At 39.1% G+C, this 16,614-nt stretch carries 14 protein-coding genes; all 14 read right to left on the reverse strand.

The features are described from left to right. Positions 1-34 precede the first annotated feature (34 nt). Positions 35-1,396 (reverse strand): dihydropyrimidinase, encoded by a 1,362-nt coding sequence (gene hydA / locus QA584_RS21455; protein ID WP_278271150.1) that lies wholly within the window; start codon positions 1,394-1,396, stop codon positions 35-37. Positions 1,397-1,599: 203 nt separating this feature from the next. Beyond that, positions 1,600-2,802: an ABC transporter substrate-binding protein gene (locus QA584_RS21460; protein WP_278271151.1), complete on the reverse strand. Its 1,203-nt coding sequence runs from the start codon at positions 2,800-2,802 to the stop codon at positions 1,600-1,602. A 62-nt stretch (positions 2,803-2,864) separates the two neighbouring features. Continuing rightward, on the reverse strand, positions 2,865-3,692 hold the full coding sequence (locus QA584_RS21465; protein WP_278271152.1) for an ABC transporter permease: 828 nt from the start codon (positions 3,690-3,692) through the stop codon (positions 2,865-2,867). Beyond that, the gene (locus tag QA584_RS21470) at positions 3,692-4,522 is read right to left on the reverse strand and encodes an ABC transporter permease (protein ID WP_278271153.1); all 831 of its coding nucleotides are present in this window, start codon (positions 4,520-4,522) and stop codon (positions 3,692-3,694) included. Before QA584_RS21470 ends, QA584_RS21465 begins: the two co-directional genes overlap by 1 nt. A gap of 2 nt (positions 4,523-4,524) precedes the next feature. Then, on the reverse strand, positions 4,525-5,298 hold the full coding sequence (locus QA584_RS21475) for an ABC transporter ATP-binding protein (protein WP_278271154.1): 774 nt from the start codon (positions 5,296-5,298) through the stop codon (positions 4,525-4,527). Between the two features lie 689 nt (positions 5,299-5,987). Next, a complete protein-coding gene (locus tag QA584_RS21480) occupies positions 5,988-7,160 on the reverse strand; it encodes a macrolide family glycosyltransferase (RefSeq protein WP_278271155.1) in 1,173 nt (390 codons plus the stop codon). A 253-nt stretch (positions 7,161-7,413) separates the two neighbouring features. Then, positions 7,414-7,596, reverse strand: coding sequence for a hypothetical protein (locus QA584_RS21485; protein WP_278271156.1), 183 nt, complete (start codon positions 7,594-7,596; stop codon positions 7,414-7,416). 116 nt (positions 7,597-7,712) lie between these two features. Continuing rightward, positions 7,713-8,270 carry a GNAT family N-acetyltransferase gene (locus QA584_RS21490; RefSeq protein WP_278271157.1) on the reverse strand — a complete coding sequence of 186 codons (558 nt, stop codon included), beginning with the start codon at positions 8,268-8,270 and terminating at the stop codon, positions 7,713-7,715. Positions 8,271-8,376: 106 nt separating this feature from the next. After that, the gene (gene aspS, locus QA584_RS21495; RefSeq protein WP_278271158.1) at positions 8,377-10,164 is read right to left on the reverse strand and encodes an aspartate--tRNA ligase; all 1,788 of its coding nucleotides are present in this window, start codon (positions 10,162-10,164) and stop codon (positions 8,377-8,379) included. A 62-nt stretch (positions 10,165-10,226) separates the two neighbouring features. Continuing rightward, positions 10,227-10,532 (reverse strand): Dabb family protein, encoded by a 306-nt coding sequence (locus QA584_RS21500; protein ID WP_278271159.1) that lies wholly within the window; start codon positions 10,530-10,532, stop codon positions 10,227-10,229. 304 nt (positions 10,533-10,836) lie between these two features. Beyond that, complete coding sequence (locus QA584_RS21505) at positions 10,837-11,742, reverse strand: GGDEF domain-containing protein (protein ID WP_278271160.1); 906 nt, start codon at positions 11,740-11,742, stop codon at positions 10,837-10,839. Between the two features lie 310 nt (positions 11,743-12,052). After that, positions 12,053-13,147, reverse strand: coding sequence for a response regulator (locus QA584_RS21510; RefSeq protein WP_331487709.1), 1,095 nt, complete (start codon positions 13,145-13,147; stop codon positions 12,053-12,055). Next, entirely contained in the window at positions 13,119-15,191 is a 2,073-nt protein-coding gene (locus QA584_RS21515; RefSeq protein ID WP_278271162.1) for a sensor histidine kinase, read from the reverse strand. The genes QA584_RS21510 and QA584_RS21515 overlap by 29 nt, the downstream gene beginning before the upstream one ends. A gap of 152 nt (positions 15,192-15,343) precedes the next feature. Continuing rightward, positions 15,344-16,591 carry a histidine--tRNA ligase gene (gene hisS / locus QA584_RS21520; RefSeq protein ID WP_278271163.1) on the reverse strand — a complete coding sequence of 416 codons (1,248 nt, stop codon included), beginning with the start codon at positions 16,589-16,591 and terminating at the stop codon, positions 15,344-15,346. Between the last annotated feature and the right edge of the window lie 23 nt (positions 16,592-16,614).

Consider the following 16,614-nt stretch of genomic DNA (forward strand, 5'->3'; position numbering starts at 1 on the left):
GTTTCATCTATATTTGCCTGCTGCCAGGCAAACTTTACTTTTTCCTTGATACACGTTTTATGAATTTACCCCAGCCGGCTTCTCCGACAAAGTCTCCGTTATCAAAAACGAGTCTTCCTCTGGAATAGGTCTGTATCGGATATCCGTGAAGCTTAACCCCCTCCCAGATGGTATGGTCATAATCAGAATGCATGGCCTCCTTCGTTATCGTCATGTCTTTCTTCGTATCGTATATAACAATATCCGCATCCTTTCCAACGGATAAAAAGCCTTTCGTTTCACAGCCAAAGATTCTGGCAGGATTCTCACAGCATAATTCCACTACCTTTTGATAGCTTACTTTTCCTTCATTGGCACTGGATAACATGTAAGGGTACATGTTTTCGATCGCTGCACAGCCATTGGGTATCTTGGTAAAGTCATCTATGCCCCAATCCTTTTCATAACTCTGGAACGGACAGTGGTCCGTTGCTATGGTATCAATATCCCCTCTCCTGATTGCTTCCCATAAAGCATCCTGACTTTCCTGTCCCTTAATGGGCGGAGAGCATACAAAGTTTCTGCCATCCTCCCTTTTGTAAACTTCCTTGGTAAAGTGCAGATAATGAGGGCAGGTTTCCGAATAGATTTCATAACCTTCATCCTTGGCTTTTGTCACGGCTTCTACTCCGGCTTTATTAGCAAGATGCACAATATAAAGTGAAGTATTCAGTGATTTTGCCCAACTAATGGCACGTTCATCGGCTTCCGCCTCTACGAACTCCGGTCTTGACTTATAGTGGTACCAGGCACTGGTTTTACCTTCTGAAAGATACCGTTTTGTAAGCATCCCAATAATTTCTTTATTTTCCGCATGGACACTGATTTGACCGCCGCATTCCTTTGCTTTTTCCAGTACTTTATAGAATACACCGTCATCCACACCAAAGTCATAAACCATAAACACTTTAAAAGAAGGTACTCCAAAGTTTACCGCTTCCTCCATGGAATCTAACAGGTCTCCATGAACATCCTTAACTCCCACATGAAACGCATAGTCCACCGCAGCCTCAGGGCTTGCTAAGGCATCTCGCCTTTTTACCGTATCTACCAGGTTTTCATTAAAATCCTGCAGTGCAAAATCAAAAACTGTCGTTGTACCGCCGCAGGCTGCAGCCCTGGTACCGGCAAAATATCCGTCCGCCGAAACCGTTCCCCCAAAGGGCATTGCCAAATGTGTGTGTACATCAATTGCACCGGGCAGTACCAATTTTCCGGAAGCATCTACTACCTTAACTCCGTCCACCGGCTGTATATCTTGTGCAATGGAAACTATTTTACCGTCTGCTACTGCAATATCTGCCACATAGCTCTCTTTTGAATTTACAATCGTGCCATTTTTGATTATCAGATCCATACCTTTACCTCCTTTTTCATACCTTTCTATTAAAATGAAAGAACAAAGCTGACGCGCTGTCACGACAGTGACAATCTTCCTTAAGTGCGTCATGCACATCCTGCCCGGAAGGCTTTTTAATTTTTAGGCAAGTTCTTAGAACTTACCCATAAATTAAAAAACCCCCGCCTCCTTCGCTTCGATAAGAGGCGGGGGACTATACCTTATTTATTTAATTTATAAACCAGTACAAGTCCAGATCTTTGGTATACCTGAGATACTTCAAGTAAGTCCATACCGCCTGCATTGGCTGCAATTAAGTTTGATACCCAGGTAACACCAAAATCTACGGAACCGTTATTAACGGCTGTGGTTTCACCGATGTCACCGCCGCCGGGTACAATATTTACTTCCAGTCCGGCATCTTTATAATAACCTTTGTCAAGGGCTACATAGTATCCCATGAACTGCGCCTGTGGCAGCCACTTTAACTGAATGGAAACTGATGTTTTCTCCGGTGTTCCAAATTTACCGTCTGTTGAAGCATTGGCTGCTTCCCAGTAAGAAGTGTCTCTGATGTTATCAAGGGTTAACGCTTTTAGTTTATCTGCTGCTGCCGCATCATCCAGTTTAATATACTGCTTTGCCAGCTCTAAAGTCTGACCAAGAGCTGTATCATCCATTTTGCCGTAGTCTGTAACCGTTGCACCTTTTGTATCTGTTTCGACTAACTTCTTAACTTCATCTGCCATATATGCCTGATGTTCAGAAGATACGGAAGAACCGTATTTATATACGATTTCAGCGGCTTCCTCCGGATTCGCACAAGCATATTCCCAGCCTTTCATGGAAGCATAGATAAAAGCTTTTACTGTATTGGGATTCGCTTCGGCAAAGGCCCTGGTACAAAAGATATTATCTTCTAACATTGCAACCCCTTCATCGTTCATATCAATATAACCTACGGAATCTCCGTAGCCATAGCCGCCGTCATAGGAATTAACCACAAGACCATATTCGTTATAGGTCATTGCAGAAGCAAGGGAAATGGAATCATCATCAAAGCCGTCCATGTCAAAGGCCTGGCTTAAGAAGGTGGTCGGCTGTCCGTATTTGGTTAATAAAGCCTGAATCTCGTATTCATTACCAATACCCCAGTTACCAACCTTGCCCTCCGTAGCAGCTTTAACTACGATATCTTTCACCGATTCACCTTTGTTAAAGTAAGGACCGGTTGTTTCCGGTGCAGCTTCTGTTGACTGGGTCGGTTCGGGAGTAGTCTCATTGGCAGATTCGTTTTCTGTATCTTTTGTATCTGCTGTGGTGTTTGCAGATGTATCTGCCGTATTGGATTTACTGCCGCAGGCTGCGAGTGATAACACTAGTATTAGAGAAATTACAATCATAAACACTTTTTTCTTCTTCATAAAATATACCTCCGTTTTAATTAAGTTAATTGGTCAAGTTTATATCAGTTGAACCCCTGCAATTATTTGCGGTTTTTCAACAAAATACCTTCACAGGCCATCAGTATTCCATACATGACAATACCAATGAGACAGGCAACTCCGATATAGGCCCAGGCTGTGGCATATTGGGCTAATACAATATTTTCCCTGATCTGCCTGCCGATGCCGGTTATATACTCGGCAAAATATTCACTTACCAGTGCACTGATTACACTTGCAGGAACACTGACCCGCAGGGCAATGAAGATGTAGGGTACACTGTTTGGCAGCCTTAATTTAATAAATGTGGTTATCTTTCCTGCTGCATAGGTTTTCATTAAATCTTCTGAAAATGGTTTTAGTTCCGTTAGTCCCCGAAAGGCGTTCACGCTCATAGATGCGGTACAGATTACTGTTACTACAAGAACCTTGGCTACCATACTTCTTATATTGGCATCCTTGCTGACATCCTTGGTCCAGTTGGTAATTACGGGCGCCAGGGCAACGATTGGGACTGCGTTAAAAGCAGAAACGATATTGAGCCCCCCTGCACCCCATCTTGGGAAAACAGCAGCAATAATTGCAATCAGGTAACCGAATAAGGAACCTAAAATCAGTCCGCAGACGGAAACGATTACCGTTGCCTGTATATTGCCTGCTATTTTAGGGAAATTATCTATAATAATGGTAAGTATCCTGTTTGGCAGCGGAAGTGTAAATTCATCCGTATTCAAAAGCTTATGTAAAATCTGAGTCTGCCAGAGTATTAAGATCAGAATACCAAATAGTAAAGGATACAAGACACCGGTTAAGGCTTTGAAGCGAACTACTGATTTTCTCTGTCTTTTTTCTACTTGTGCCTTCTGCATTACGATTCCTCCTTCTTCCGTCTTAAAGCCCTTTTATGGGGCGATAACAATTTTTCGGCCACACCCATCAGATAAAAACTTAAAATTCCTATAATGGCACTTAAGAATACAATCTGCCAGAATACCATAATTGACATTGCATGTTTGAGGGATTGAGATAACATACATCCAAGTCCTCCGTCTCCTTGCAAGGTGTCTACCAGAATAGATGCAGTGATCGCCATAGGTGCGGATATCTTAAGACCTGTAAAAAAGTAAGGGATGGAAGAAGGTATCAGGGTTTTTACATAAATCTGAACCTTGGTAGCCGCACATAAAAACATAAGATCATGTTTTTCCCGTTCTACGGCTTTAAAACCTGCCAGGGTATTGGTGGCCACCGGGTAAAAAGTTAAGATGGCGGCAATGATGATTCGGCTGGACCCAATATCACGGGTAATGGCAAGGACGATAGGTGCCATACCAAGTATGGGAATCATCTGGATTATCATCAGATAAGGGAAGGCGATCTTTTCAACGATTCCTGATAAATTCATTAAAAGTGCAAGGATAAATCCACCTGCTGCACCGATTGCAAATCCCTCCCCTGCCCGGATTAAGGTTGCACCGGCATTGGACAGAACGATTTGCAGTGCTGTCTGACCCATACTGACAGGTTTTGTGCTGAATATGGAACCGATAATCTGATAGAAATGGGGCAGAATATTTTCCGGTGTTCTTTTGGTACCGGCTATATGAAACGCTCCGATTTCCCAAATAATTAATACGCCAATCAGCCAGACAAACGTTACGATTCCATTAGAGGAAAGAAGTTTTTTAACCTGCTTCATAATCAAACCCCCTCAAAACTGTTTCTTACCTTAGAGACCAATGCCGTAAATTCTATAGTATCTTTTATTTCTTTTGTCCTGGGTCTTGGCAGCGTAATATCTACCACTGCCGATAATCTGCCCGGATGAGGGGATAATACACATACCCGGTCGGATAAAAACACAGCCTCTGCAATGTTATGGGTTACGAAGATGACGGTTTTATTGGTTTTACTCCATATCCGTAATAAATCTTCGTGAAGTTTTTCTCTGGTAAATTCATCAAGGGCTGAAAAAGGTTCATCCATTAAAAGAATTTCAGGTCTGATTGCCAAAGCTCTTGCAATACCAACCCGCTGCTGCATACCTCCGCTTAACTGATGAGGATAATGGTCTGCGAACTTGGTAAGACCTACTAAATCAAGCATTTTCTCCGCTCTGGCTTTTCTATCTTCCTTTTTCACCTTCATAAGTTCTAAGGGTAATTCAATATTTTTTCTTACTGTCCGCCACTCATATAAGACAGGACTCTGAAATACCATTCCGTATTTTCTATTAAGCCTTGCCGACTCCGTTGTGTCTCCTTCTATCAGTACCTCACCAGAGGTAGGTTTCAATAAATTGGCAACAATCCTTAAGAGTGTTGTCTTACCGCAGCCGGAAGGGCCAAGCAATGAGATAAATTCTCCTTTTTGAATATCCAGGCTGACACCGGTTAAGGCTGTAACCTCATTAGAATCCGCCTGATATATCATGCTGACATTATTTAATCTTATCTCGATACCACCGTTATCCATATAGACAAGACTCCTTTCAAAATGTAATGTAGTCCAAAGTTGTATGCTAAGGCAAAACAGCACTGACGCTGTAAATAAAAATACACGCTTAAGGTGTATGGTTACTGCCATCACACCCCTGCGTGTGTTTTTCACTGACAAACACCTGTTTACAGATGTCTGTTTATACAAAAAGGCAATGGGCTTTACGTTTTAGTAAAGCGCCATTGCCTTTTGCGAATATGTTTATTTATCTTCAAAAATTAATCATGAGTTTATTATACACACATTTATTTGATTAGCAAGTCTTTTTTATAAAAATTTCTGTGTTTTAGCACATATAATTAAAATTTTTAACATTTTGTACCATTTATACCGTATTTTAATTTAGCTTATTGATTTTTGTTTGTGCTATAGCACAAATAAAATATAATCCTAACACAAAGCAGCTCTATTTTCATTGTTGTGTAATCTTTTTTAATAGTATATGGATTTCAAAAAACTATAGTTTTAAACTTTTCTATAAATCAGCTCAGCCCTTTTTATTAGACATATTACGCAATGGCAGGTAATCTGCAAAGAAAAAAGCGCCTTCAAATCCAGTCTGCTGGATAGGAAGACGCAATTGGTAAATTTGTTTATCCTTTGATGCTTAAGCCTAAAATTCAAGCATCAAACGGCTAATTTGGATCCTTTGGAGATATTTCATGTTATCTCAAATTTAAAATATAATCGGCTGCTTTTTCCAATCCCTCTCCCTGGTGAAAGGATTGACTTATTTTTCTAGCAGCTTCTTTATAGGAAGATTCCAATAATAGTTTATCAATGGAGGTTTTAAGGAGTTCAGGGGTTATCTCATTCATTTTTAAAGGAATTCCAGCACCTAAACCTGCGATTCTCTTTGCTACCATAAACTGGTCATTAACCATCGGCAGTACTATTATGGGTACTTCAAAGTACAACGCTTCGCTTACACTGTTAAATCCTCCATGGCTGATAAATACATCGGTTTGCTTTAAGATTTCCAATTGTGGAACATAATCTTTTACAATAAAATTATCCGGTATTTTACCAAGAGAGGATATATCGCATTTTTTACCTACGGACATTACTACCTTAAAAGGGGATTCTTTAAGTGTATCCATACACAGCTCATAAAACCGGTTAAAGTCTGTATTAATCGTACCCAGGGATATATAGATGACCTTTTGCCCTTTCAACTCATCAAAGGGAAAGCTTACTTCTTCTTTTCTTTCGGCAATCGAGGGTCCAAGGAACTTATAACTTTCATCAAAGCTGTCTCCCCCCGGGTTAAATTCCCTGGAAGTATAAGTTATATTCAAATCACCTTTATTGATAAATAAATCCAGTACACTTGGTACTGCCACCTGCCATTTCGCACATACCTCATCCAGCACATGATAAAATTCATCCAGCTGGGGATGGGTTCCCGGCACAAGCATGGAATCCGGAACCGGAAGCTGGTTCATAACAAAGGATGAATTGGAACAGATGACAGGTACCTTCAAGATATTTTTGAGAAAATATCCTGCGCCTAAAATAGAATCATAAATAATATAATCAAACTTCATTGCAGCAATCTTATGAAGGACCTCTGGTATTAATACTTCATCATATTTAATAATATACTCAACCAGCGTATAAAAAGGATGATTGCCCGTAGGCCGATAGTTCTTATAAAACTCTTCCAGGGTATCTCCTGCTGTAATTATGTTCGCTCCTGCCGCTTCCACCTTGTCCTTAAAAATATGGGAGCAAAAATACCAAACTTCTTCCCCTCTGCCAGTCAGTTCAGATACCAGCGGAATAGTAGGGTTAAAATGTCCATGTAAATTACCATTAATAAATAATATCTTAGCCATAGATGTCCTCCTTGTAAGTTATATATCACTCTGATACATTAATCATATATCAGAGTGATATATTTGTCAAGGGAATAATCTTAATTTTCGTTTTGATTCTGGCAAATTCTTTCAAAAATACGGTCAGCAAACTGATAAAATTATTTCATGCAGTTGCATATCCTGCACAAGGCTTTTGTTCTTTAAAAGAAGGAGCCTTTATAACCGGCACTGTTAATCTGCCGGCTGTAAAGACTCCTTCTTTTCGCTGCTTTTAAAGTTTATCTGAATATTTTGCAAGTTCTTTTTCTACACTGGCTAATTCTTCCCTAACAAGCTGAAGGATTTTTTCCGGTTTTACTTTTTCATTTGCCGGTGCATCTTTAATTTGTTCTGCTGCTTTTTCGAGATTTTTTTTCTGTTCATCTATAATTTTTTGGATATTATCAAAACTCATTATTACCTGACCTCCTCTCCTGTTGACCGTTATATTTAATCAAGTATTTTTTTTACTGTACTATAATATATTCCTGCTAAATTGATATTGTTACCCCGAAAAAAAAGAATGCCCGCCTAAGTGTGCATTCTTTCATTCAGCAAAACCATATGTATGTGGTCTTCCCATTGACCATTTATTTTTAAATAATTACGCGCGAAACCTTCGTTGTAAAATCCCAGCTTCTCAGCCACTTTTAAGGAGCGGGCATTCTTAGGCATGATATTGGCTTCAATCCGGTGAAGTCCGTATTCTTCAAACATAATCTGTATTCCTTTCCTTACTGCTTCCGTCATAAACCCTTTGTTTATCTCACCCTGATCCAGTTTGTATCCCAGAAAACAGGATAAGAATACACCTCTTACAATATTGGTAAAGGCAAGGGTGCCTATAATCCGTTTTGAATCGTCTTTTTTATAGATCCACAGCCTTAAGGAACTACGGTTACTAATATCTGTAAAGTCCTTTTCAAGAAGTTGTTCCTGACAGGCAGCTGAGTAAAACTCTTCTCCTTTTTCTGCCTCCCATTCCTCTAAAAAATCCCTATTCCTGATATAATAATCCAGGACCTGGTCAGCTTGGGATTTATCCAATACCTTTAATAATAGTCTATCTGTGGCATATTCTTTTTGCATAAAATCCTTCCTTTCAAAATCAGCGGTCTTTATGGTTAAAACACAGTAAGAGGTAATAAAGCTTATGTATTCAGACTTTATTACCTCTTTTATTAACTGTATCGGCTTAATCTTGGGATACAACTCCAATTCCAAGTTCATCAAGCTGTTTTTGTTCTACTGTGTTAGGTGCTTCTGTCATAAGGCAGGAAGCGTCCTTAACTTTAGGAAAAGCGATTACATCACGGATACTGTCTTCTTTTGCCATAAGCATGACAAGACGGTCTAATCCATAAGCAAGTCCTGCATGAGGGGGAACACCGTATTTAAACGCATTTAATAAAAATCCGAAACGGTCATAAGCATCTTCCTTGGTAAAGCCTAATACTTCAAACATCTTCTCCTGTACATGGTTCTGGAAGATTCTAACACTTCCTCCCCCGATTTCGGTACCGTTTAATACGATATCATAAGCCTTTGCTCTTACTTTATCGGGTTGTGTATCCAGTAAATCCAGGTCTTCTTCCATAGGCATGGTAAAGGGATGGTGTTTCGCCGTATATCTTCCTTCTTCCTTGGAGTACTCAAGAAGAGGAAATTCTGTAACCCAAAGGAATTTATATTCGTCTTTCTTTAGTAATTCAAGATTTCTTGCTATCTCTAATCTTAAGTTACCTAATACATCAAATACAACATCATCTTCATCTGCTGCAAATAATAATAAATCGCCCGGTTTTCCTGACATAGCCGCAACCAGTGCAGCCAGTTCTTCTTCCGTCATGAATTTTGAGAAAGATGACTTATAAGTGCCGTCACCATTCACTGCCAAATAAGCCAGTCCTTTTGCACCAAAGCCTTTTGCAAATTCAACCAGGGCATCGATTTTCTTTCTCGGCATCTCAGCTTGTCCCTCTGCATTGATACCACGTACAGAACCGCCTTTTTCTAGGGCTCCGGTAAATACAGAGAAACCGCAGTGTTTCACAACTTCTGATACATTCTTTAATTCCAATCCAAAGCGGATGTCCGGTTTATCGGAACCAAAACGGTCCATGGCTTCTGCATAGGTCATTCTCTGGATCGGAAGGGGTACTTCTATGCCAATGGATTCCTTAAATAATTTCTTTAGTAATCTCTCATTTACACCAATTACATCATCTACATCTACAAAGGATAATTCCATATCAATCTGGGTAAATTCCGGCTGCCTGTCCGCACGTAAGTCTTCATCACGGAAGCACTTTACGATCTGAAAATATCGATCATATCCGGAACACATTAAAAGCTGCTTAAAGATCTGAGGTGACTGGGGAAGTGCATAGAAACTTCCGGGATGAACACGGCTTGGTACCAGGTAATCCCTTGCGCCTTCCGGTGTGCTCTTGGTTAACATGGGCGTTTCGATTTCTAAAAAACCTTCCTCGGATAAAAACTGACGGGTCAAAGTAGCAACTTTGCTTCTCATTATCAGATTCCTTTGTAAATCCGGCCTTCTTAAGTCCAGATAACGGTACTTTAACCTTAAGTCTTCCTTGGTCTTTGATTCCTCTTCTATAGGGAAAGGCGGTGTTTCAGCTTCGGAAAGGATACGAAGTTCGGTGGCTCTTAGTTCGATACTGCCGGTTGCAAGATTTTCATTGGCTGCACCGGAACGCGCTTCGATTTTACCAACAACGGCAATTACGAATTCACTCCTTAGCTTTTCCGCCTTTAAAAAACCTGCCTCGCCTATATCACTTCCTTCAAAGATAACCTGTAATATTCCGGAACGGTCTCTTAAATCTACAAAGATAATTCCGCCTTTATTTCTGCTTTTTTGTACCCATCCCATAACGGTAACAACTTCTCCGATATTGGCACTGGTAACTTCCGTACATCTGTGGCTTCTTTGCAAGCCCTTCATTGATTCTGCCATATTGACCTCCTACTTTTGCGCACCATAAGCACGCCAAAACTCTTATGCTATCATATCACTGATTATTCATAGTAGTCAATACATTTTCTATCCTTAACCACGGATCTTACGAAGGTTGCTGCCTTAACATGCTCCGGGTGAATCTGGTAATTATTCAAAGCTTCCACAGACTCAAAGGAACTGTCCAGAATCAGGTCTGCATCGCCGGAGCCAGAAGGCAGGGGCTCTGTAATAACGGTAGCGGATATCACACCCGGAACCTTATCTTTTAGCGCTTCCAGACTTTCCTTAATAATCTTTGCATGCTCCATCTTCTCTTCCTGCGTAAAATTATCGCCGTGTTTCCACATAACTATATGCTTAACCATAAAAAATCCTCCAAAGTTATATAATATCTTAAAAATAACCGAATCAGTTATTTTTAGTAAGTTTCTTAATTATAATTCTTTTTAGGTTAAATTACAAGTGTATGCACCTGCTTAAACAACTGAAAACACAGTAAAACCCTGATGGCTTTTTCATGTGGTAATGAGTAAAAAAGCAAACTGTATGGTGAGCTTTTGGGAGGAGTTCGCATTTTTTTCTCTTTTACCTTACCACATGAAAAAACCATCAGGGTACACGGCATTATGATTTATGAAATTTTAAACAATCTATATAATGTAGAATTTGTTATATCTTATATTGCAGCATATAGGATTTCTTGGTTTTTTTATCCTGTTTTATCTTCCGGTCTGCCTCTTCCAGATAGATATTAATATCAAACTCTTCTCCCATATCCACTGGAGATATTTCAACAATACCATAGGATATGGACGTATAATCTGTATATAATTTAAGGCTGTCTTCGATCTTCTCCATTAAGCGGTAAGCTTTCATCTGATTCATATCGGTGCATTGCAATAAAAACTCATCTCCGCCTAACCGAAAGAGGTGGTCTTTATCTGCTCTGATTAGATTCTTTGTAATAGCTACAAAATTAAGTAACAGATCATCCCCTTTTCTAAAGCCGAATTCCTTATTATACTCATTTAACTTATTAAAATCTATTGATATTATGGTTATCCGCTTTTGCTTCTGATGTGCCCTGGCAGCTTCCTTGTATATGAAAGAATTGAAATATCTGTGATTAAAAACATTGGTAAGGGGATCTTTCATAACCCAGTTCTCCAGCATATCCACATAGGTACTTGCTTCCTTTGAAGGCTCTGCAGTTTTTACAAAGTTTACCTGTTTCTCACTTAAGCGGCTTATTTCATATAAAGTTTCTAAAGTTCCACGACATCCTATCAGGACCGAGATATGAAACTTTTGATCTCTATAGAACGCATTCATACATACAGGCTGGATTATATTATCAATATTGATTGACAGTACATATCCCAGTGCATATCCATGTTCTCTTGCAGATTGTAAAAAGTTCTTAAAAACTGTGCGGGAATCTTTATCTAAGAGTAGGGAGAAGTTACTACCGATTTCAATTGGTATCTCCCTGGAATTGTAATTTACAATTTGTTCAACTTTTCCGGTCACATTGCAAATTACAGTATATTCCTTGATTACATATTCCTGTTTCATAGTTGGCTCCCATCTGCCCACTTGGCGGGCGTGCAAATTAAGAGGGGATAATCCCCATACCAATACCTTCAACTAAAGACTTAATCAAAAATGAAACGCCCCCATATACTCCATTATTCGGAAATAAAAACTGTTAAAATCCACCTCCATTTGACATTTTATACTAATTCATATTTTAACAACACTATCTCACAAAATTCTCACAAAAAAATGTAAAATTTCTGACATAAAATGTAAAATATAAAATGATGTCTATTAATAGGCTGGAATTTACCCCCATAAACAGACATCATCATTAATTATTATATTTTTAAAGAAGGGGCAACTCCATTTCAGATAATTTTAGATTAAACCAGGTTTTATATTCACTGATTTTATCTTCTCTGCCGCACCAGTTCCTTAACAGTTCAAACCACCAAATCATCATATCTTCACTTTCCGGATGCTGTTTCACAAAGTGACGCAGTATTTCCTCTGCCTGTTCGAAATCGTCCTTATTCCGATAAAAATAAATAACTTTTTTACAGACTCTTTTATATATTCTTGCGATATTTTCCTGCAAAGCTACACTCCATATAAAATCTCTGGTTCCAAATAAAGGGGTATTGTAAGATAAGCACAGTGCCCTGATTCCAGATAAAGAACCCTCTGAAAGATCCTTTTCATCAACAAATTTTAGGTTATCAATATCCGAGTACAGCCCTTCTGCCTTTAAAACATAACCATCATTGATTTTTTCAATCCCCGGCGAAGCCGGCAGACTCCTTATTACCTGCTTAATACGGTAAATTGTGTTATATAGATTATGAAATCCTCGCTCCTCCTCCATATCCGGCCAGAACTTATCAAGAAGCTCCCACTTATTTATGTAGCTTCCCTGATGCATAAGAAAATATGCAAACACTTCTTCTGCTTTTTTGGTAGGCCACTTAATGATCTGATCCAACTCATCTTTGATTTCAAATCGTCCAAAACAGCGGATGTTATAAGGTTTTATTAATTCTTCCTTATCAGAATTCTCTCCCACTGCTTTAACAAATTCCGGATTTTTTTTATTTAACCGTTTTATGACGCGCAGGATATCTTCTGAATTAATCGGTTTTAAAAGATAATCGATAGCTTCCACTCCAAAAGCATCCACCGCATACTTTGAATATGCAGTAGTAAAGATAATCTGGAGGTCATGGTTCTTTTCCGTAAGTTTCCTGGCCAGTTCCAATCCGTTCATCCGAGGCATCTCAATATCTAAAAAAGCTACCTCCGCATTTAGAGTATCAAAAGAGTCCAGTACCTCCTCTGGTGAAGAGAAAGCTGCTTCAACAATAAATTCCGGAAAACTCTTGAGCATCTTTACCATATAGTTTAGTACAAACTTTTCATCCTCTACTAGTATTACATGATACACTTTCATCAACTCCTTTAAGCAGTTTTTCCTTAGGTAAATAAAGAACACATCTAGTACCTTTCTCCAGTTCCGAATCAATGGTAAAAGAGGCCTTTGGAATATCATTCAAACGCTTCCGTATGGTTTTAATTCCGTATCCACAACTGATATCCTCATTTAAAAGCCGATACACCTGATCGTCACTCATACCGATACCATCATCAAGGACCACAATCTTAATAAAACTATCACCTTCTGTCACTGTAAGGCTTACCGTTCCTCTTCCCGGCTTATTAAACAAACCATGTTGTATGGCATTTTCCACCAAAGGATGGATAATTAATGCAGGTATTATCATCTGCTCGGTAAAAACAGCTGAATCAATACTGGTTTTGTAACTTAATCGTTCTCCAAACCTAAGTTTCTCAATCTCTATGTAAGCGTGAATCAACTCCAATTCTTTTTCCATTAATACCATCTGATTGGTCTGATCCGTTTGGAATATATGCCTTAAATAAGTTGATAGAAGATAAACCAATCCGGCAGCTTTTTCCGAGTCTTCATAACAGAGTGCAATAATATTATTCAGAGTATTATAAATAAAGTGAGGTTTGATCTGAACCTGTAATAGAGTCATTCTGCTTAAACAATCATTTTGATTGGAAAGGGTTTGTATTTCTTTTAGCTTATTGGTATAACGCTTGGCTAAAACGATATTTAATGAAAATAAAAAACCCAGGGAACTAATCTTACCAACTGCATTGCTGTCGACAATTCCCAAATAAATCATTCCTGCATCCAGCTGCATCATGGTTACAAATACAAAACTTGCTACAATAAAACTAAATTCATTGGAAGGTAATTTCTGATTCTCATTTTTAACAAGAATATAAAATAAACGTATCACACTTAAGACCATGACTACATACTGATAGAAGGTAACTTCATCCCGGAAACTGGAATGAAAGGGCAACGGGGTAACTAAAATCAAAAATATGTAAACAGCTGCTGGAGCTGTAGATATCAAGAGCATCTTCTGTTTCATGATCTTAGGCTCTACGGAGCGGATTAATAAGATAAACACCACAAACCCTGAGCAGATAACAAAATCCTGGAATTTATAAGCTGCATTAAAAGGTATTTCTGACAAAAGTTTCATAAACAGCTTCTCACCTGAAGTTGAAATAACAAAAGCCATCAGTATTAAATAAAGGCCGCTGTAGAGATAGGTAACTTCCTTTTCTCTCATCCGGTACAAATGAAGATAAAACATTCCAAAGGTAAGGAATAAGAATAATCCGGCCAGATCAAGACCGAAGTTCAGCATATTCTTCCGTTCCATCTGCAATACTTCCCCCAGTAGCAAAGGTGCAATGATACCGCCGTCAAAATAATTGTAATTTGCCACCTGAATTACGATATCAAGGAAATTTCCCGTGGTATTTCCCGTGGTATTTCCCCCAGAATTTTCCGTGGTATTTCCCCCGGAATTTCCCGTGGTATTTTCCCCGATATTTTCCTTAGAAATTCTCCCGGTATTCCCCGTGTTGTTTCCCTTGGTAATTTCCTTGTCAACAAAGAACATATAAGGTGTGTTTAAGGCCTCAAAGCCCTTGTCCCTACCCGATAAACTACCGGATTCTTTTAGGAGAATACCGTTAATGTAGATTCGATGTGCCATCCAGATATTTTGTACTTTAATCAAAAGGTCTTCTTTACTTTCCGGTAATAGGATTTTCAGATGATAAGTTCCAATTCCCCTGACCGGTTTCGTAAAGAGCTGTTTACGGCTCCAGCCTCCCGGTACTCTGGCATACTTCTTGGGTTCAGAGCCGATGTCTTTTGGAAGCAAAAGCTTTCCTGAGTAAAATTCCCATTCACCGTTTAATTCGGTAATACCATCCTTTTTAAAACTCCAGCCAGATAAATCCAGCTCTCCTAGTTTTGCAGTATGGTAATTATGAATTGGGCAGAAAATATTGTATAAAATGGAGTATATAAAAGTAATGACACTAATTATTATCACTAAGCTTATCAATCTCTTTACATTAATCGATTCCTTCATATACCCTACCAGCTTTCTTCTGATGCTCTTGGCATTGCTAAACTTAAAGAATATTATTGCAAAATAACTGCCAGGTCATAAATGAAACAGGCAGTTATTGGTTAGATGATTAGTAATTGTTATTCAGTTATTTCTATCTCTCCGTTAATTCCTTATACTGTAAAATATTCGGTAATCTTATCTAAAGCGGCTTCGGTCTGTTCTCCAGTTTCCATGCGTTTAATTACCACACTGTTCTTGCTAAGTTCATCAGCTCCGATAATGATAGTATTTTTAGCTCCGATTTTATTGGCGTATTTCATCTGGGCTTTTACGCTTCTGTCCATATAATCTGTTTCCGTAATAATTCCGGCAGTTCTTAACTGATTCACAATTTTGTAAGCAGCTGCTTTGGCTTCCCTGCCAAGGATACCTACATATACTTCAATAGCCGGCTCTGCCTTAAGTTCTACCTTCTCTTTGTCCAGAAAATAGATAATACGCTCAATCCCCATTCCAAAACCAACCGAAGGAATATCCTGTTTTTCATCTACTTCATGAATCAGGTTATCATAACGGCCGCCGCCGCATAACGTAAAACCTTCTTCATTGACGAACTCAAATACAGTTTTTGTGTAATAATCCAGACCTCTGACAATTCCGGTATCTACTTCAAAAGGAATATTTAATTCCTGTAACAGACTCTTAAGTTCCATAAAGTGGTCCCTACATTCCTCATCCAGATAATCAATGGTTCTGGGTGCGTCTTTTACGATTTCTTTGCAGGAGGGAACCTTACAGTCAAGAACTCTTAACGGATTCTTTCCCATCCTTTCCCTGCAGGTCGGACATAAGTGGTCTTCGTGCTGCTTTAAATACGAAAGTAACGCTTCGTTATAAGTCTTTCTGCAGTTGCTGCAGCCAATGCTGTTAATGTGAAGTTTGGCATTCTTAAGACCGATTTTATCAATAAAGGTAGTAATTAAAGTAATTAACTCAACTTCTGCCAAAGGACTCTTAGAACCAATGAATTCCACTCCAAACTGGTGATGCTGACGCAGCCTTCCGCTTTGAGGCTGTTCATAACGGAATGCAGGAGTTACGTAAAACAACTTGGTAGGCTGACTCTCCGCATACAGGTTATTCTCCAGATAGGCGCGGATTGCACCTGCTGTGCCTTCCGGCTTTAAGGTTATGCTTCGGTCACCTTTATCCTGGAAGGTATACATTTCCTTTTGGACTACATCTGTAGTCTCACCCACACCTCTTTGAAATAAAATTGTATGTTCGAATACCGGTGTGATTACTTCCTTTATATTATAAGTCCTGCATAATTCTCTCGCCAGTTCTTCTATCAGCGTTCTTTTATACATGTTGCTCCCAAACCAGTCCTGGGTACCTTTTGGTCTTTGTGTTATCATCTTGTTACCTCCGAATCTATCTT

The sequence above is a fragment of the Anaerocolumna sp. AGMB13025 genome (assembly GCF_029689925.1).
Classification (GTDB): Bacteria; Bacillota; Clostridia; order Lachnospirales; family Lachnospiraceae; genus Anaerocolumna.